The 15,270-nt window shown below is 41.5% G+C and carries 15 protein-coding genes; 7 read left to right on the forward strand and 8 right to left on the reverse strand.

The genetic code is table 11. From position 1 onward, the window contains the following. From RM553_RS06395 to rsfS, 3 genes are all read right to left on the reverse strand, one after another. Entirely contained in the window at nt 1-612 is a 612-nt protein-coding gene (locus RM553_RS06395; protein WP_311534125.1) for an LUD domain-containing protein, read from the reverse strand. Nucleotides 613-710: 98 nt separating this feature from the next. Then, nucleotides 711-2,759, reverse strand: coding sequence for an ATP-dependent zinc metalloprotease FtsH (ftsH, locus tag RM553_RS06400; protein WP_311534126.1), 2,049 nt, complete (start codon nt 2,757-2,759; stop codon nt 711-713). 21 nt (nt 2,760-2,780) lie between these two features. Then, nucleotides 2,781-3,152, reverse strand: coding sequence for a ribosome silencing factor (gene rsfS / locus RM553_RS06405; RefSeq protein WP_311534182.1), 372 nt, complete (start codon nt 3,150-3,152; stop codon nt 2,781-2,783). Between the two features lie 94 nt (nt 3,153-3,246). Here rsfS and RM553_RS06410 point away from each other — a divergent pair, with 94 nt between their 5' ends. Further along, entirely contained in the window at nt 3,247-3,978 is a 732-nt protein-coding gene (locus RM553_RS06410) for a biotin--[acetyl-CoA-carboxylase] ligase (RefSeq protein ID WP_311534127.1), read from the forward strand. Nucleotides 3,979-4,034: 56 nt separating this feature from the next. On the opposite strand, the gene RM553_RS06415 is transcribed toward RM553_RS06410, so the two are convergent. Then, nucleotides 4,035-4,427, reverse strand: coding sequence for an SRPBCC family protein (locus RM553_RS06415; RefSeq protein WP_311534128.1), 393 nt, complete (start codon nt 4,425-4,427; stop codon nt 4,035-4,037). Between the two features lie 2 nt (nt 4,428-4,429). Then, the gene (gene pyrE / locus RM553_RS06420) at nt 4,430-5,071 is read right to left on the reverse strand and encodes an orotate phosphoribosyltransferase (RefSeq protein ID WP_311534129.1); all 642 of its coding nucleotides are present in this window, start codon (nt 5,069-5,071) and stop codon (nt 4,430-4,432) included. A 7-nt stretch (nt 5,072-5,078) separates the two neighbouring features. Here pyrE and RM553_RS06425 point away from each other — a divergent pair, with 7 nt between their 5' ends. Next, complete coding sequence (locus RM553_RS06425) at nt 5,079-5,702, forward strand: NUDIX hydrolase (protein WP_311534130.1); 624 nt, start codon at nt 5,079-5,081, stop codon at nt 5,700-5,702. Here RM553_RS06425 and RM553_RS06430 read toward each other — a convergent pair. Next, nucleotides 5,670-7,421 carry a M14 family metallopeptidase gene (locus RM553_RS06430; RefSeq protein WP_311534131.1) on the reverse strand — a complete coding sequence of 584 codons (1,752 nt, stop codon included), beginning with the start codon at nt 7,419-7,421 and terminating at the stop codon, nt 5,670-5,672. The genes RM553_RS06425 and RM553_RS06430 overlap by 33 nt on opposite strands. Nucleotides 7,422-7,639: 218 nt before the next feature. On the opposite strand from RM553_RS06430, the gene RM553_RS06435 reads away from it, so the two are divergent. Both RM553_RS06435 and RM553_RS06440 read left to right on the forward strand, forming a co-directional pair. After that, on the forward strand, nt 7,640-8,926 hold the full coding sequence (locus tag RM553_RS06435) for a PQQ-dependent sugar dehydrogenase (protein WP_311534132.1): 1,287 nt from the start codon (nt 7,640-7,642) through the stop codon (nt 8,924-8,926). Nucleotides 8,927-8,937: 11 nt separating this feature from the next. Next, the gene (locus RM553_RS06440) at nt 8,938-11,229 is read left to right on the forward strand and encodes a TonB-dependent receptor (protein WP_311534133.1); all 2,292 of its coding nucleotides are present in this window, start codon (nt 8,938-8,940) and stop codon (nt 11,227-11,229) included. A 108-nt stretch (nt 11,230-11,337) separates the two neighbouring features. Here the strand turns inward: RM553_RS06440 and coaD are convergent, their stop codons facing one another. Next, nucleotides 11,338-11,799 (reverse strand): pantetheine-phosphate adenylyltransferase, encoded by a 462-nt coding sequence (gene coaD / locus RM553_RS06445; RefSeq protein ID WP_311534134.1) that lies wholly within the window; start codon nt 11,797-11,799, stop codon nt 11,338-11,340. A 153-nt stretch (nt 11,800-11,952) separates the two neighbouring features. Here coaD and RM553_RS06450 point away from each other — a divergent pair, with 153 nt between their 5' ends. Next, nucleotides 11,953-12,516: a hypothetical protein gene (locus tag RM553_RS06450; protein ID WP_311534135.1), complete on the forward strand. Its 564-nt coding sequence runs from the start codon at nt 11,953-11,955 to the stop codon at nt 12,514-12,516. Here RM553_RS06450 and RM553_RS06455 read toward each other — a convergent pair. Further along, nucleotides 12,513-13,487 (reverse strand): D-alanine--D-alanine ligase, encoded by a 975-nt coding sequence (locus tag RM553_RS06455; protein WP_311534136.1) that lies wholly within the window; start codon nt 13,485-13,487, stop codon nt 12,513-12,515. The two genes, RM553_RS06450 and RM553_RS06455, sit on opposite strands and share 4 nt — an antisense overlap. 101 nt (nt 13,488-13,588) lie before the next feature. On the opposite strand from RM553_RS06455, the gene RM553_RS06460 reads away from it, so the two are divergent. After that, complete coding sequence (locus RM553_RS06460) at nt 13,589-14,191, forward strand: PASTA domain-containing protein (RefSeq protein WP_311534137.1); 603 nt, start codon at nt 13,589-13,591, stop codon at nt 14,189-14,191. Beyond that, on the forward strand, nt 14,191-15,240 hold the full coding sequence (locus RM553_RS06465) for an RluA family pseudouridine synthase (RefSeq protein ID WP_311534138.1): 1,050 nt from the start codon (nt 14,191-14,193) through the stop codon (nt 15,238-15,240). Before RM553_RS06460 ends, RM553_RS06465 begins: the two co-directional genes overlap by 1 nt. Nucleotides 15,241-15,270: the final 30 nt, after the last annotated feature.

The following is a 15,270-nucleotide window of genomic DNA, read 5'->3' on the forward strand; positions in this document are numbered from 1 at the left end:
TTAAAGATCTTCCAGAAGAAGTAAATAAAGGTTTTTTGTGCTACTGCCGTAACTCATAAAATCACCTTCCTTCTGTGTTTCGAAATTTTTAATGGTGGTAATATTAGAGGGGATATGTTGTTTGTTTCTGAATTTTATTCCTCTTAAGCCTTCTCCTATAGTGTCTGTTAACTGACTGGTGGAAGCTAAAATAACAAAGCTTGCCGGCAAATCATGTAGCTTACTTTCCTTTATCTGGTTAGACGAAATTAAAATCGAACCATCATTAGCGATAAGATATTCACAGGTAGAAAGGAAAAATTGTGCCCCGGAGGAACGATTAAAATCTAAATTAAAACCATTGAATTTTTCCTGGAGGTTTTTATCAAAGCAAAAACATTCTTTCTCGTACCAGTCATTCTCCAGTAAAATATTATCAAATGCTTCCAGCACCTCTTCCTGGCTTTCGCAGTAAAGAAATTTCCCACCATTATTCCTGAAGTTGAGCATGAACCTTTCGTCTGTAGGAAGTTTTACCTCAGGCATATATTTACCCCTATCAGCATTTTCAGGTTTTTCCTGGCTCTTGTCTGATTTAGATTTAGGGTTCAGGAATCTTCTAAATAGACTCATAAAAATTAGGTGTGGTTCTCAATGTCATTTCTACCAAAGGTAAAAAATCTTAATTTAACCTTAGGTCAAATTAAGATTTTTTACAAGTAGCGGAAAACTTATTTATTTACAGAGTTGTTCTCTTCCAAATCTGCTTCTTCTGCGTTGTTCATTGGAGAAGTCGCTTCAGGATCTCTTCTTTCCGGCGCCGGTTTTCTGGCAGGTCGCCCTTCCAGGGTTTGTTTTTCCTTTTGATAAGGCCTGTCCCCGAAAATGCGTTGTAAATCGTCTTTAAAAATCACTTCCTTGTCCAGAAGAATTTCAGCCAGCTGGGTTAGCTTGTCCTTATGTTCTGTTAGAAGGTCCCTGGCACGCTGATACTGTGTTTCAATAAGATTGGATATTTCCTTATCGATTAATTCTGAAGTGCGCTCACTGTAAGGTTTGGTGAAATTATATTCACTCTGTCCTGAAGAATCGTAATAGGTAAGGTTTCCTACAGCATCATTAAGCCCATAGATGGTAACCATGGCCCGGGCCTGTTTGGTAACCTTTTCAAGATCGCTTAAAGCCCCGGTAGATATTTTATTAAAAATAACCTTTTCGGCTGCCCGGCCTCCAAGTGCGGCACACATTTCATCCAGCATTTGTTCCGGCCTTACAATTAATCTTTCTTCAGGTAAATACCATGCAGCTCCAAGAGATTGGCCACGCGGTACAATAGTGACCTTAACAAGGGGGGCGGCATGCTCCAGCATCCAACTCACGGTTGCGTGCCCCGCTTCATGAAAGGCTATGGCTTTTTTCTCTTCAGGAGTGATTATCTTATTCTTTTTCTCAAGGCCTCCAACAATACGGTCTACCGCATCAAGGAAATCCTGTTTGCCCACCGCTTTATTCCCTTTTCTCGCGGCAATAAGCGCAGCCTCGTTACAAACATTAGCAATGTCTGCCCCGGAGAAGCCCGGAGTTTGTTTTGCCAGAAACTCAGTGTCAAGTTCCTCGGCAACTTTTTTTAGTGGTTTTAAGTGTACTTCAAAGATCTCCCGTCTTTCATTTAGGTCTGGCAGGTCCACGTAAATTTGCCTGTCAAAACGTCCCGCCCGCATTAGCGCTTTGTCCAGCACGTCGGCACGGTTAGTCGCGGCAATTACAATTACATTGGTGTTGGTCCCAAAACCATCCATTTCGGTAAGCAACTGGTTCAGGGTATTCTCCCGCTCATCATTGGAGCCGGAAAAATTGCTTTTCCCCCTTGCCCTACCAATGGCGTCAATTTCATCAATGAAAATAATCGATGGGGATTTTTCTTTTGCCTGTTTAAAAAGGTCCCGTACTCTTGAAGCTCCCACACCCACGAACATTTCAACAAAATCGGAGCCCGAGAGAGAGAAGAAGGGCACTTTTGCCTCTCCTGCCACAGCCTTGGCTAATAAAGTTTTACCTGTTCCGGGAGGGCCAACTAAAAGTGCACCTTTGGGAATTTTACCGCCTAAAGCAGTGTATTTTTCAGGCTGTTTTAAAAAGTCAACTATTTCCTGAACTTCTTCTTTCGCGCCTTCAAGTCCTGCAACATCCTTAAAAGAAGTTTTAACATCGGTGTTCTGATCAAAAAGTTTTGCCTTGGATTTTCCAATATTGAAAATCTGGCCTCCGGCACCTCCGCCGGCACCAGAACTCATTTTCCGCATAATAAAAATCCATATACCAATAATCAGGATAAAAGGCAGAAGGGTAAAGAATACTTCTCCCCAAACATTGCTTTCCCTTTTAAAGTTAAGATTTGCTGAAACCCCGTATTCTTCTTCTATTTCTTCAACATCATTCTGGAATTTTTCAAGGCTACCAAAGTTAAAGGTGTAGGCAGGGCTGTCGCCACCCGGAAAAATATTAGGATCGGTTTCAGATTTATGTTCGTCTTTTTGCTTAGCTTCATCTGTGAGGTAAACGTTAGCTTTCTGATTATTGATAATAACCAGTTTCTTAACATCGCCATCCTTTAAGTATTCCTCAAACTGGCTGGGAGTTATCTGGGCGGGTTCATTGAAGCCGCCACCAGTAAAGAAATTAATTCCTAGAAATATGATGATTATAGCTGCGTAGATCCAGTATGCACTAAACTTTGGCTTTTTTGGATCCAGTCTTTTCTTCGGTTGCTGTTTCGCCATTCTTACTTAATTCTGTTAAATTTAATAATTTGTCTCGATGGAGGTTATCTTTGCGTCACCCCAAAGACTCTCAATATCGTAAAACTCTCTTATATGTCGTTGAAAAACATGAACCACTACATTTACGTAGTCCATTAAAACCCATTCCGCGTTTTCACTGCCTTCAATGTGCCAGGGTTTGTCTTTAAGAGCCTTACTTACTGATTTTTGAACGGAATTTACTATGGCGTTTACCTGCGTGTTGGAAGATCCATTGCAGATGATAAAGTAATCACAAACTGTATTTTCGATTTCCCTTAGGTCAAGAATATCAATATCATTTCCCTTTACTTCCTCTATTCCTTTTATAATTTGAGCAATAAGTTGATCGCTGTTCGTTTCGGTTTTTGCCATTAAATCTTTTTCTTTACGCAAAGTTATTACTTTTTAGTCTTTTTAATGTCTGTTCTTTGTAACATTTTAACGCCTAAGTATTTTACGTTCACACATGCGTACAATCAAAGTTAATGCCATCAATTCTACCAACGAGCTCGCCAGGGATTTTTACACTGGCAAATCCCTCTTCGAACCAGTATGTCTCACCGCACATACCCAAACCCGGGGCAAAGGACAGAGAGGGGCTGGTTGGATATCAAATCCCGGGGAAAATCTCACATTTAGCCTGTTGTATCCGGAAACAGGAATTGCAGCAGATAGGCAGTTTTTATTAAGCGCTTCTGTGGCTCTTGCTATTATGGATGTTCTGGAAGTTTGTAATATTCCAAAACTAAAAGTAAAATGGCCTAACGACATAATGGCAGCAAATTGTAAGATATGTGGGATTTTAATTGAAAACATCCTTAAAAAAGACGCTATTTCTGCCTCTGTAATTGGGATTGGCCTAAATGTAAACCAAACGCTCTTCCCAAACCTCCCGCAGGCAGGTTCTTTACAGCAGATGACAGGTAAACATTATGATACTGACATCCTGCTGGAAAAGTTGCTGAAATCTTTAGACGCCAGACTTCGAAATCTCGGTTCTTTTTCCGGGCTAAGCCTGCTGCAGGAGTACGAAGCAAGAATGTTTAAAAAGGACGTGGTTTCTGCCTTTCAGCTTCCCGACGGAAGTCATTTAACCGGGATTATAAGAGGGGTGACAGATGAGGGTTTGTTGAAGTTAGAAGTGGAAGACGGGGTTTTTAAGACTTTCGACTTAAAGGAAATCAGGCTGCTTTTCTAAAACTGAAAAACCTCATCCAGGTTAGGAATGAGGTTGTGAAATTGGGCAATTTCGGCTTATAGCTTTCCAAGGTTTTCTGCCAGGCTGTTGATGAATTTTTGCAGCGGATTTTTTACCATCATACTCATCATGGCGTTGAAATTTCCGTGGAAAAGAAGTTGAACCTCACTCTGGTTTTGATTAAGGGCTTCTATATGAATGTTAAGCGAAAAATTCAGCTTATCTGAAGTGGAGCCAAGAACCACCAGTTTAGGCTCATCGGTTTCCTGGATTTTCAGTTTTATTTCAGGCATTCCCTTAAGGCCAAACAGGAAGGTTTCCCGGTCTACTACCTTAAATTTTTCCTTGCTTTCCGGCATCAGTTGTTCGTAATTTTCAACATTAGTCAAAAAATTGAACATTTCCTGCTGGCTTTTATCAGCGGTTACTTTTGGGCTTTCTAAATTCATAATTAATTTTTCCAGTTGCCCGGGTCGTGCCGCCATTCTCCCAGGAGGTCGGCTTCCGAAGCATTAATATATCTTGTTTTTTGAGCGGTTTCCAGGAGGTGCTGGTAATCACTTAGCGTATGAAGTTCCACCCCTGCTTCTTCAAAATTTTTGCGTGAAGTGTCAAAACCATAGGTAAAAATGGCCATCATACCTTTTACGTTGGCTTTGGCTTCTTTCAGGGCTTTTACCGCATTAAGGCTGCTTTTGCCGGTGCTGATGAGATCTTCAATAACCACAACCGACTGCCCAGCTTCAAGGTTGCCTTCAATTTGGTTTTTTCGGCCGTGTCCTTTTGCCTCCGGTCTCACGTAAGCAAACGGAAGGCTCAGGTATTCTGCTACCAGCATGCCTATTCCAATAGCACCGGTGGCCACTGCAGCGATTACATCTGGCTTCCCGTAAATTTCTTCCACCTGTTTGGCAAATTCTTCCCTTACAAAATTTCTGATAGCAGGATATGAAAGGATAATCCTGTTGTCGCAATATATTGGCGACTTCCAGCCGCTTGCCCATGTAAAGGACTCTTGCGGTTCTAATTTAATTGCTTTAATTTGCAGCAATAGTTCAGCAGTTTGTTTTGCTGTTTCTTTGTTTAAAATCATAGTACAAATGTATAAAGTTTTTGTAAATGATATCCCAATAATTCTCTCCACAAAGAAAGATATTGGAGAAGAGTACACTTCTTTTCCTATTAAAAAAGTGAGATTGAAAAAGGTGATCAAGAAGATCAACAAAGGGAAGCTGCTGCATGTGAACCTGTATCATGAAGATGAAGAAAAACTTCTTAAATATCTTCTGAAAAAGCTTCGGGTGGTAACTGCTGCCGGTGGAATGGTGCGGAATGATAAGGATGAAATTCTTTTTATCTACAGAAATAAACGCTGGGACCTTCCTAAGGGAAAAACTGAAAAAGGGGAGAGCATAGAAGATTCTGCTATTCGTGAAGTTGAAGAAGAAACAGGGGTACAGGGCCTGCAGATCACTAAATTTCTGCGGAAGACTTACCACATTTTTAAAAGAAAAGGCAAATATAGGCTGAAGGTTACGCATTGGTACGAAATGCGCACTTCTTATGAAGGCGAACTTCAACCTGAACAAAAAGAAGGGATAGAAAAAGCTAAATGGAAGAATTTTAAAAAAAGCCAAAAAGCCCTCGAAAAATCCTATGCTAATATAAAACTGCTTTTCCCAAAAGAATTTCTACCTGGGCACTCTAAAGACAGGGTAGCGTAAATGCGCTTTTTCGTAGTAGGCTGAATTTTTATGGATCCAGTCAAGCTGGGCATAGCCATTGTTTCTGAAATCGGCGTCAGTTCTTTTTTTCTCCTCAAACTCTTCTCTTAGGCCGGGGTTGGAATCCAGCAATTTCTTCGCCATATCCTCGAAAACATAAGGCGAAAAATGCTCTTTTTGCTGTAATACAGAATCAAAGAAATTCCAGTTGAAAAAGGAATCTACTGTAGTGGGCTCCAAAGTTTCTACAAGATATCTCGCCCCATCCTGGAATGTTGTCACGTAAAGATCTCCTTTTCTAAAGAAAACAGAATCCATGGTTTTTGAAACGTGCGTGTCATGATGCAGGTAATGCCCCTCAAAAGCATTTTCTGCAGTTTCATAGTCTTCTATCCGGTAAGTTTCCACGTATATGGTGGTATCCCTTACCAATGGTTCCATTTTTATATTATTCAGCTCCAGGAGATTCGTTACTCGCCACCATCCCTGCGGAATTATATATGCCCTTGGAATTTCGATTCTGTCCTTGGAAATATAATTGTCGTAATATTGCACTTCTTTGGTGAAGGGTTTTGTGCGGTCGTATTTTAAACGGGGTTGCCCTGTAACATCACTTTGCATAGTTTGCCCCTCATAACCCAGGAAATCCCTTATGCTGGGATTTTCCATATTTGGTTCCCACCTTATGGGATACCATCTTTGCGTAAGATATTTCTTGGTTTCGCGCTCCCTTAAATCTTTTATGGCAGGTGTTTCAGCATCGGTAATGTTTATCATAGACCGGAGCAGCTCGTACGTGGCATTTACCCTCTGGCCATAAGGTTTGAGCATATGGGTTTCCACCATCATTGCCAGCGTATTCCACAGGGCGGCATAACCCGTTGAATACCTTGGGTGATCTAAGAACTGACTGAAACCTTTTTCTGGCACCTCATTAAAAACATTTACATAAGGCGTAATTTCGAGCTCTTTTTCCTTTAAAGAATCTTCCAGGGCGGGCATTAAACGCTCATCCAGATATTCGCCCAGTTCCCCTCCCAGTTTGTTATGTTGGGTGAATAAATGTGTGAGTGTATATTGATAATCAGCTCCATTGCTAACATGGGTATCTATAAAAACATCAGGTTTTAAATTTTGAAAAATCTTATAAAATCTTCTGGTGTTTTTGGAATCGGCCTTGATAAAATCCCTGTTAAGGTCGTAGTTTTGCGCATTTCCGCGGAAACCGTATTCCAAAGGTCCATTTTGATTGGTACGGCTGGTGGAATTTCTGTTTAAAGCCCCTCCAACATTATAAATTGGAATAGTGGCGATAACCGTATTTGCCGGGATCTTTATAGAATCTCCTGCAAGGTCTCGAAAAAGCATCATGGTGGCATCTATCCCGTCACTTTCTCCTGGATGAATACCGTTGTTTATAAGTATAATGGTTTTATCCTTTCTTAACTGCTCCAGGTCAAAATCTTCTGTAGGGCTAAAGACCGCAAGGTGCAATGGCTTTCCACTATCGGTTTCCCCAACTTCAGTAAAAGTTATGCTGGGGTAAACTTCCTCCAGTTCCGAATAAAAATCTATTACCTGTTGATAAGTTGCTGTTTCTGTACCTCCGGATTTTTCGAATTGTGTTTCAAAATCATAATCCACTACCAGTTGGTATTTGGATAAATCACAGGAAAAACAAACCAGGAGGACCAATAATAATGCGAATGCTCTTTTCATATAAGATAAATAGGCGCTGCTGTAAGTGCAAGTCAGGATCTTATTTTTAATCCTAAAAAATTCTAAAAGACAGGGTGTAAACTTAAATAAAACCCGCAAGGCAGCCAAAACTATCTCTTGCCGGAGAATCCATGTTGTTGTTAAAGGAAACCTAATCAGCTTTAAAAACTTTTTTACACTTAAATTTCGGTTTATTTTTAAGAAAAATTGCATTTAATATGAGAAGAATTTCCAGTATTTTAAGTCTGTTCCTTATCACATGTGTGGGGACATCTGCCTTTGCGCAGTATGAGGAAGTGAGTGAAGAAAAGAAAGAGGAAATAGCCCAAAGAGAACCGAATGTGGTGCAGACTGCTATAGGTGAGCTAACGCTTGTGCCTCCATATTCTTCAGAATCGGTAAATAATGAAAGTACTGCCATTGGCTGGTCCAACGGGAATACACCAAAAGCGCCTGAAGGTTTTAAGGTCAACAAATTTGCGGGAGACCTTGAGCATCCGCGTATTACCTATGTGGCGCCTAATAATGATATTTTTGTGGCAGAGACCAACGATGCCAAAAAAAGTGCGAACCAGATTACTTTATTGAGGGACACTAACGGAGATGGGGAAGCAGATGAGCGGCATGTGTTTTTAGAAGATCTTAACCAGCCCTACGGGATGCTGATTTTGAACGATTACTTTTATGTTGCCAATGTAGACGGCCTCAAAAGATTTCCCTACAAAGAAGGCCAGAATTCCATAGACGCTGAAGGTGAGACAATTGTAAAACTTCCTGCTGGCGGTTATAATCATCACTGGACCCGGAACATAATTGCCAATGAAGATGGCAGTAAAATTTATATTTCTGTAGGTTCTTCCAGTAATGCCGGGGAGCATGGGATGGAGAAGGAAGAAAGGCGTGCCAATATCCTGGAAATAAATCCTGATGGTTCAGGAGAGAAAGTGTATGCAGCCGGGCTAAGGAATCCCGTGGGAATGGATTGGAATCCTGCAACCGGGGAGCTTTGGGCCGCGGTGAACGAACGGGATAAATTAGGAAACCACCTTGTGCCAGATTATATAACAAGTGTAAAAGAAGGCGGCTGGTATGGCTGGCCATTTTCATACTACGGGCAGATACAGGATCCAAGGTGGAATGAAGATCCACACATGGATAAGGTACAAAAAGCAATAGTTCCCGATGTTCCGGTAACTTCACATAGCGCTTCCCTTGGGCTGCATTTTTACACAAAAGATCAGTTTCCTGAAAAATATAAAAACGGTGCCTTCGTAGGCCAACACGGTTCATGGAACCGCGCGACCCTGGCAGGTTATAAGGTATTATTTGTACCTTTCGAAAACGGACAGCCACAGGAACCCGAAGATTTCTTAACCGGTTTTATTGCTGAAGAGGATGCCAGCAGGGTTTATGGCCGCCCCGTTGCGGTAACTACTTTACCCGATGGATCGTTGCTGGTGAATGATGATGACGGTAATACCATCTGGCGGGTTTCTGCGGAATAAAAATCTAAATATTGGAAAATAAATTATTAGCAGTATTCGTTTTTCTTTGCTGCGGAAAATTTTATAGTCAGAGTATTGACGGGAGAATTATAAATGCCACAACTTCGGAAGCGATTGCAGATGCAAGAATTGAAAATCTGGCTTCCGGAGTTGTGGTATTTTCAGATGAAAACGGGAATTTCCAGATTCAGGCTGAAGGTTTCCCGGTAAACCTGGAAGTGAGCTATCTCGGGTTTCAGAATAAAGTAATCACCATTGCTTCAGCATCCGGAGAAATTATTATCCGGCTGCAACCGTACCGGGACGATCTTTCTGAGGTAGTTATAAGAAGTACCATAATTCCCAATGAACTTAGGGAAATACCTGCCTCTGTAGGACTGATTTCCCAAAATGACTTAGAGCGTACAGATGCCATAGCCTTGCTGGATAATTTTAATTATGTGCCAGGATTGTACGTGAATCAGGGAGCGTTAAATACCAACAAGATCAATATTCGAGGAATTGGAGCCCGCTCCCAGTACAGCACCAACCGCATCCAGGCCTATTTTGACGGGATTCCGTTAACTACTGCTGAAGGTGAGCTGACTTTAGATGATATAGACCAGGAATCCCTGGAGCGTATCGAAATAATTAAAGGCCCAACTTCAAGTATTTATGGCGCAGGCCTGGGAGGTTCTATAAATTTATATTCTGCAAATCCTGACAGTGAAGGTACTTCCGGAAAAGTAAAATATCAGCTCGCCAGTTTTAATACTTCCAAAAAACTGGTTTCCGCCGCTCATAATTCAGAAAACACCAGCCTTTTTGCTAACTATTCCCACTTAAAAAGTGACGGGTTTCGTGAAAATGGAAGTTATGACAGGAAATCTGCATTAGTGAACGCGAAGGTTTTTACTTCTGAAAATAATAGGCTTTCATTTCTGGCCAATTTCACCACCCTGAAAGCTTTTATTCCAAGCTCTTTAAATGAAGAAGATTTTAGGAATAATCCTGAAACTGCCGCTTTTACCTGGGCTGCTTCTCAAGGTTATGAGTCTTACGATCGCGGATTATTAGGCGTGGCGTATAAGCATCAGTTTTCTGAAAATTTCAGCAATACCACCAGTATTTATATGAATTTCAGGAACGGTTATGAACCCCGGCCTTTTGATATTTTAAAGGAAGAACGGCTTTCCGCAGGAGCAAGGACAAAGTTTAGCCTTGATACGCACATGGGAGATATGGCTTCTCAATTGAGTTTTGGAGCTGAATATTATAACGAATGGTACGAGATTGGAACTTTTGAAAACCTTTATGAGGATTTTGAAAACATTGGCAGTGTTCGTGGCTCCCGGCTTAGCAATAATGAGCAGGAGCGGAATTATGCTAATTTCTTCGGACAAATTAATCTTGAAATTACTGAAAAATGGAATGCGGAAGCCGGCTTTAATGTAAATACTACCAGCTACAGCTTAACCGATTTATATGCTGAAGATGAGGTGGACCAGTCGGGAGATTATCGCTTTAAAACAATAGTTTCGCCACGTATAGGGACCACCTATGAAATTGGCCGTGGAAAAAACATCTACGCCTCATTAAGCCATGGGTTTTCCACTCCTACCGTTGCTGAAACCCTAACGCCCGAAGGCCAGATAAATACTGACCTCGAACCAGAAACCGGCTTAAATTATGAAGTTGGCTTTAAAGGGAACTGGTTTCAAAACCGGTTGTATACCGAGCTGGCGCTGTATTCCATTCAGATTGAAAATTTGCTTGTGGCGCAGCGGGTGGGGCAGGATCAGTATGTGGGCATAAATGCCGGAAAGACAGATCATAACGGTATTGAATTTTTGGCAAAGTATAATTTTAATATTGGTAGCGGGCTAACCGGGAAGCCTTATGTAAATGCAGCCTTTAATTTCTTCAATTTTGATGAATTTATAAATGAAGAGGAAGATTTCTCAGGAAATGAGCTGCCGGGAGTGCCAAAATCCACAGTTAATGTGGGCTTTGACCTTTCCACGGAATTTGGGCTTTCCTTTTACAGCAATTTCAGGGCAGTAGGTGAAATGCCCCTAAATGATGAAAATTCAGCTTATACCAATAATTATGAATTATTCAATATTAAGGCTGCTTATGATTTTATCCTGGCTAAAAATATTGAAGTTAGCCTTAACGCCGGAATAAATAATTTGCTGGATGAAAATTATGCGGCAAGTATTGTGACCAATTCCGTAGGCTTTGGCGGCGCGGCACCAAGATATTACTATCCGGGGAATCCCCGTAACTATTTTGGCGGAGTAGGATTGAGGTACAATTTCTAAAAATAGAAGTGTCCAAACCTGTCAGGTTTCTCAAACCGGTCAGGTCTAAACTCTGTATTTAAAGCTCTCCTCTTTTTTAAGGAGGAGTACCCGAGGTGGTTAAAAAAATTAAGATCTCGATTTCCTTACCACATCCGGAACCATAAATTTGTAATTCCCGCCATGCCTTATCACATCGCGTACCACGGTAGAGGAAATGTGGCTTTTACCTGAAGAGGTTATAAAGAAAACTGTTTCTATTCCTGCCATTTTAAAGTTGGTTTGTCCTATGGCCTTTTCAAATTCCAGGTCATTGCCATTCCTGAGGCCGCGAAGCAAAAACTCCGCGCCCTGGTCTTTACAAAAATCAACAGTCAGGCCTTTATAAGTAGTTACCTTTACTTTTTCTTCATTTTTATAGGTTTCTTCCAGGAAGTAAAGGCGTTCTTCCAGGGAAAACATATATTTTTTGTCTGAATTGGTGCCAATGGCCAGGATGATTTCATCAAAAAGCGGCAGGCCTCTTTCAATAATATCTGTATGGCCTAAAGTAAGTGGATCAAAAGATCCCGGGAAAACGGCTTTTTTCATGGTGAAGTCCTTCATTTTATGCAAATATAGGCAATCCGGAAAATCTTTGGATAATGGTTATGGAACAGGTGAAAATTTCAATTTTTGAATAAAATTTGCTTCAATTGACTAAAAAGTATTTCTTTGCGCTCTTCATTTTAAATCAATCAAAAAATGCGATCATTTATCATCATTTTCATTGCCCTTATTTCCTTTAATTTTTCCCATGCGCAGAGCCCTTCAAGCGTGGAAAAATCTTTAACCGGGATCCAAACAGGTCTACTTGGCGTTTGGGGTTATAATGAGCAGCGTCTCGGTACAGAATGGACGTTTAGAACTGAAGTAGGTCTGGATGCCGGGATCTTTTCCAGTTATTATAGTGACAGGGGTGTGGATTTCCTCCTAGTACCTGTGATCACGGTTGAGCCACGCTGGTATTATAATATGAACAAACGGGCAGATAAGGCTAAAAAAACCTTTAATAACGCGGCCAATTTTTTGAGTTTGGAAACCACCTATCATCCAGATTGGTTTGTTCTTACCACTAACGGGGATGATATCAGGATTATCAATCAAATTTCTTTTATTCCAAAATGGGGCATTAAAAGAAACCTGGGGAGACATTTTAATTACGAGGCAGGAGTTGGCCTGGGGTATCTTTGGTACCTTGAGGAAGTGTGGGGAGACCAGGGAGAAGCTTTATTTAATCTGCACTTAAGGATTGGTTATAACTTCTAATCCAAGGCCGCTTCAATCGCGCTTCCGTAAAGCTCTTTCAGGCTAATACCGGCTTTTTCGGCCTGTTGAGGTAAAATGCTTGCCTGGCTTAGACCGGGCGTGGTATTCATCTCAATAAAATGCGGCTCATTATTGTGAAAAATAAAATCAGACCGGGTAAGGCCTTTCATCTTCAGTTTCTTATAGATAAGCACGGCGATTTCCTGTACCTTTTTCGTTTGTTCTTCTGAAATTCGGGCAGGAGTAATTTCCTGGGATTTTCCGAGGTATTTTGCTTCATAATCGAAGAATTCGTTGTGGGAAACAATTTCGGTAGCAGGCAAAGCCATAACTTCTCCTTTGTAAGTCACCACGCCAACCGAAACTTCAGTGCCGTCAAGAAAAGATTCAATAATAGCTTCATCGTCTTCCTTAAAAGCGGTTTTTGTGGCAGGAATCAGCGCTTCCTTTGTTTTGACTTTGGTGATTCCAAAACTGCTTCCCGCACGATTTGCCTTCACAAAACAAGGCAAACCCACAGTCTCTATAATTTCATCCACATTAATATTATCCTCTTTATTGAGGAAATAATTCCTGGCAGCCTTGATTCCGTAGGGCTTTAAGACACTTATCAGGTCGCGTTTATTGAATGTTAGCGCCGCCTGGTAAGAACCGCAGGAAGTTTGGGGAATTCCAATCAATTCAAGATAAGCCTGCAACAGGCCATTTTCACCAGGCGTTCCATGAATGGTGTTAAAAACACAGTCGAAAGTAATGAGCTGGTCATTGATTGTAACCGTAAAATTGCTTTTATTGATGGGGTACGGGGTATCATCATCGGCAACTACAAACCATTCACGCTGCAGGATATGCACGCGGTAAGGTTCGTAAAGTTCGCGGTCCAGGTGTTTGTAAACCATATTTCCGCTGTTGATGGAAATGCGGTATTCACTGGAATACCCGCCCATGGCAATGGCAATTTTCTTCTTCATTGGTCAATATATCGGGATTTAAATCGTTATCAAAAATATCACTAAAAACGGGTGCATCCAAAACCCGCGGGTTTTATATCTTTGTTTTTTTAAACCGGTCTATGGGATTGATACGATTTATTTTCAGCAAAACTTTTTTGATACAATTGGTTTTAGCGGCAATAGCCATTGTGGTTATTGTATTTTTAGCCTTGCAATGGCTGGATTATTCCACCAACCAGGATCAGCGGATTGAAGTGCCCGATCTGGGACGTATGTCCCTGGACAATGTAGACCAAAAGCTGGACGAGCTGGACCTGAGGTTTGAAATCCTGGATTCCGCCAATTTTAATCCTGAATATCCGCGGTATTCTGTAATTGAGCAGGTGCCGGCACCGGGAAAATTTGTAAAGGAAAACCGCAAAATATATTTAACGCTGAATCCTTCCGGATACAGAAAGGTAACAATCCCGAACGATCTGATTAGAAAAACCAGGAGACAGGTGGAACCAACCCTTCGTTCTTTAGGTTTTGAAATTGGGGAAATTACCTATAAGCCCGATATCGCTGAAGACGCGGTGCTGGAAATGAGGCATAATGGGGAACTGGTGGAGCCCGGCGATGAATTGATGAAAACTTCGAAAATAGACCTTGTGCTTGGTGATGGTTCCGGCCGCTACAATCAGGAAGAAGAAGATACTGAAGCTGAAGAAATTGAATTTTAATGAGGGAAGAGGAAGAAATAAACGATGTAGAGGAACAGGATGATGAGCTTTACGAGCATCATAAATTTGTAGCTGAAAAAGGGCAAAATCCGCTTCGGGTAGATAAATACCTGATGAACTATATCGAAAAAGCCACGCGTAATAAAATTCAGAAAGCGGCCAAAAGCGGGAATATTTATGTGAATGAAGTGGCCGTTAAATCGAATTACAAGGTCAAGGCCGGAGATGTGGTGCAGGTGATGTTCGAACACCCGCCTTACGAATTTTTGCTAACCCCGGAGAACATTCCTTTAGACGTGGTTTACGAAGACGAAACCCTGCTGGTGGTTAATAAACCTGCCGGCATGGTGGTACACCCTGGCCATGGCAATTACAGCGGCACGCTGATTAACGCGCTGGTTTATCATTTTGAAAATTTGCCAAATAACAGCAGTGATCGCCCGGGGCTTGTGCACAGGATAGATAAAGACACCAGCGGACTCCTGGTTGTTGCCAAGACAGAAGAAGCCATGGCGCATTTATCCAAACAGTTTTTTGATAAGACAAGCGAACGCGAATACGTTGCCCTTGTTTGGGGAAATGTGGAAGAAGACGAAGGTACCGTAGAAGGCAATATTGGGCGGCATCCGAAAAACCGGCTTCAGAATACCGTTTATGAAGGTGAAGAAGCCGAAAAAGGCAAAGAAGCAGTAACACACTATAAAGTACTGGAACGGCTGGGTTATGTGACTTTAATTTCCTGTAAGCTGGAAACCGGAAGGACCCACCAGATTAGGGTGCACATGAAGCATATTGGGCATACGCTTTTTAATGATGAGCGTTACGGGGGCGACAGGATTTTGAAGGGCACCACTTTTACCAAGTACAAACAATTTGTAGAAAATTGTTTTAAGGTGCTGCCACGGCAGGCATTACATGCGAAAACCCTTGGCTTTACCCATCCAAAAACAGGGGAGTGGATGAGTTTTAATACCGAAATCCCCCAGGATATGCAGGAGTGTATAGCAAAGTGGGAGAATTACGCGAAGAACCAGAAGGAGGTGCTGTGAGAATTTCCTGATTTTATGCTTCACATATTC

Source organism: Autumnicola tepida, from assembly GCF_031846485.1.
GTDB lineage: Bacteria > Bacteroidota > Bacteroidia > Flavobacteriales > Flavobacteriaceae > Autumnicola > Autumnicola tepida.

What these genes read in the sequence shown, in the direction of transcription:
- RM553_RS06435 (WP_311534132.1), top strand. Translation starts at nt 7,640, where the DNA reads ATGAGAAGAATTTCCAGTATTTTAAGTCTGTTCCTTATCACATGTGTG.
- coaD (WP_311534134.1), bottom strand. Translation starts at nt 11,799, where the DNA reads ATGAAAAAAGCCGTTTTCCCGGGATCTTTTGATCCACTTACTTTAGGC.
- RM553_RS06465 (WP_311534138.1), top strand. Translation starts at nt 14,191, where the DNA reads ATGAGGGAAGAGGAAGAAATAAACGATGTAGAGGAACAGGATGATGAG.
- RM553_RS06460 (WP_311534137.1), top strand. Translation starts at nt 13,589, where the DNA reads ATGGGATTGATACGATTTATTTTCAGCAAAACTTTTTTGATACAATTG.
- RM553_RS06450 (WP_311534135.1), top strand. Translation starts at nt 11,953, where the DNA reads ATGCGATCATTTATCATCATTTTCATTGCCCTTATTTCCTTTAATTTT.
- ftsH (WP_311534126.1), bottom strand. Translation starts at nt 2,759, where the DNA reads ATGGCGAAACAGCAACCGAAGAAAAGACTGGATCCAAAAAAGCCAAAG.
- RM553_RS06430 (WP_311534131.1), bottom strand. Translation starts at nt 7,421, where the DNA reads ATGAAAAGAGCATTCGCATTATTATTGGTCCTCCTGGTTTGTTTTTCC.
- pyrE (WP_311534129.1), bottom strand. Translation starts at nt 5,071, where the DNA reads ATGATTTTAAACAAAGAAACAGCAAAACAAACTGCTGAACTATTGCTG.
- RM553_RS06425 (WP_311534130.1), top strand. Translation starts at nt 5,079, where the DNA reads ATGTATAAAGTTTTTGTAAATGATATCCCAATAATTCTCTCCACAAAG.
- RM553_RS06410 (WP_311534127.1), top strand. Translation starts at nt 3,247, where the DNA reads ATGCGTACAATCAAAGTTAATGCCATCAATTCTACCAACGAGCTCGCC.
- rsfS (WP_311534182.1), bottom strand. Translation starts at nt 3,152, where the DNA reads ATGGCAAAAACCGAAACGAACAGCGATCAACTTATTGCTCAAATTATA.
- RM553_RS06395 (WP_311534125.1), bottom strand. Translation starts at nt 612, where the DNA reads ATGAGTCTATTTAGAAGATTCCTGAACCCTAAATCTAAATCAGACAAG.
- RM553_RS06415 (WP_311534128.1), bottom strand. Translation starts at nt 4,427, where the DNA reads ATGAATTTAGAAAGCCCAAAAGTAACCGCTGATAAAAGCCAGCAGGAA.
- RM553_RS06455 (WP_311534136.1), bottom strand. Translation starts at nt 13,487, where the DNA reads ATGAAGAAGAAAATTGCCATTGCCATGGGCGGGTATTCCAGTGAATAC.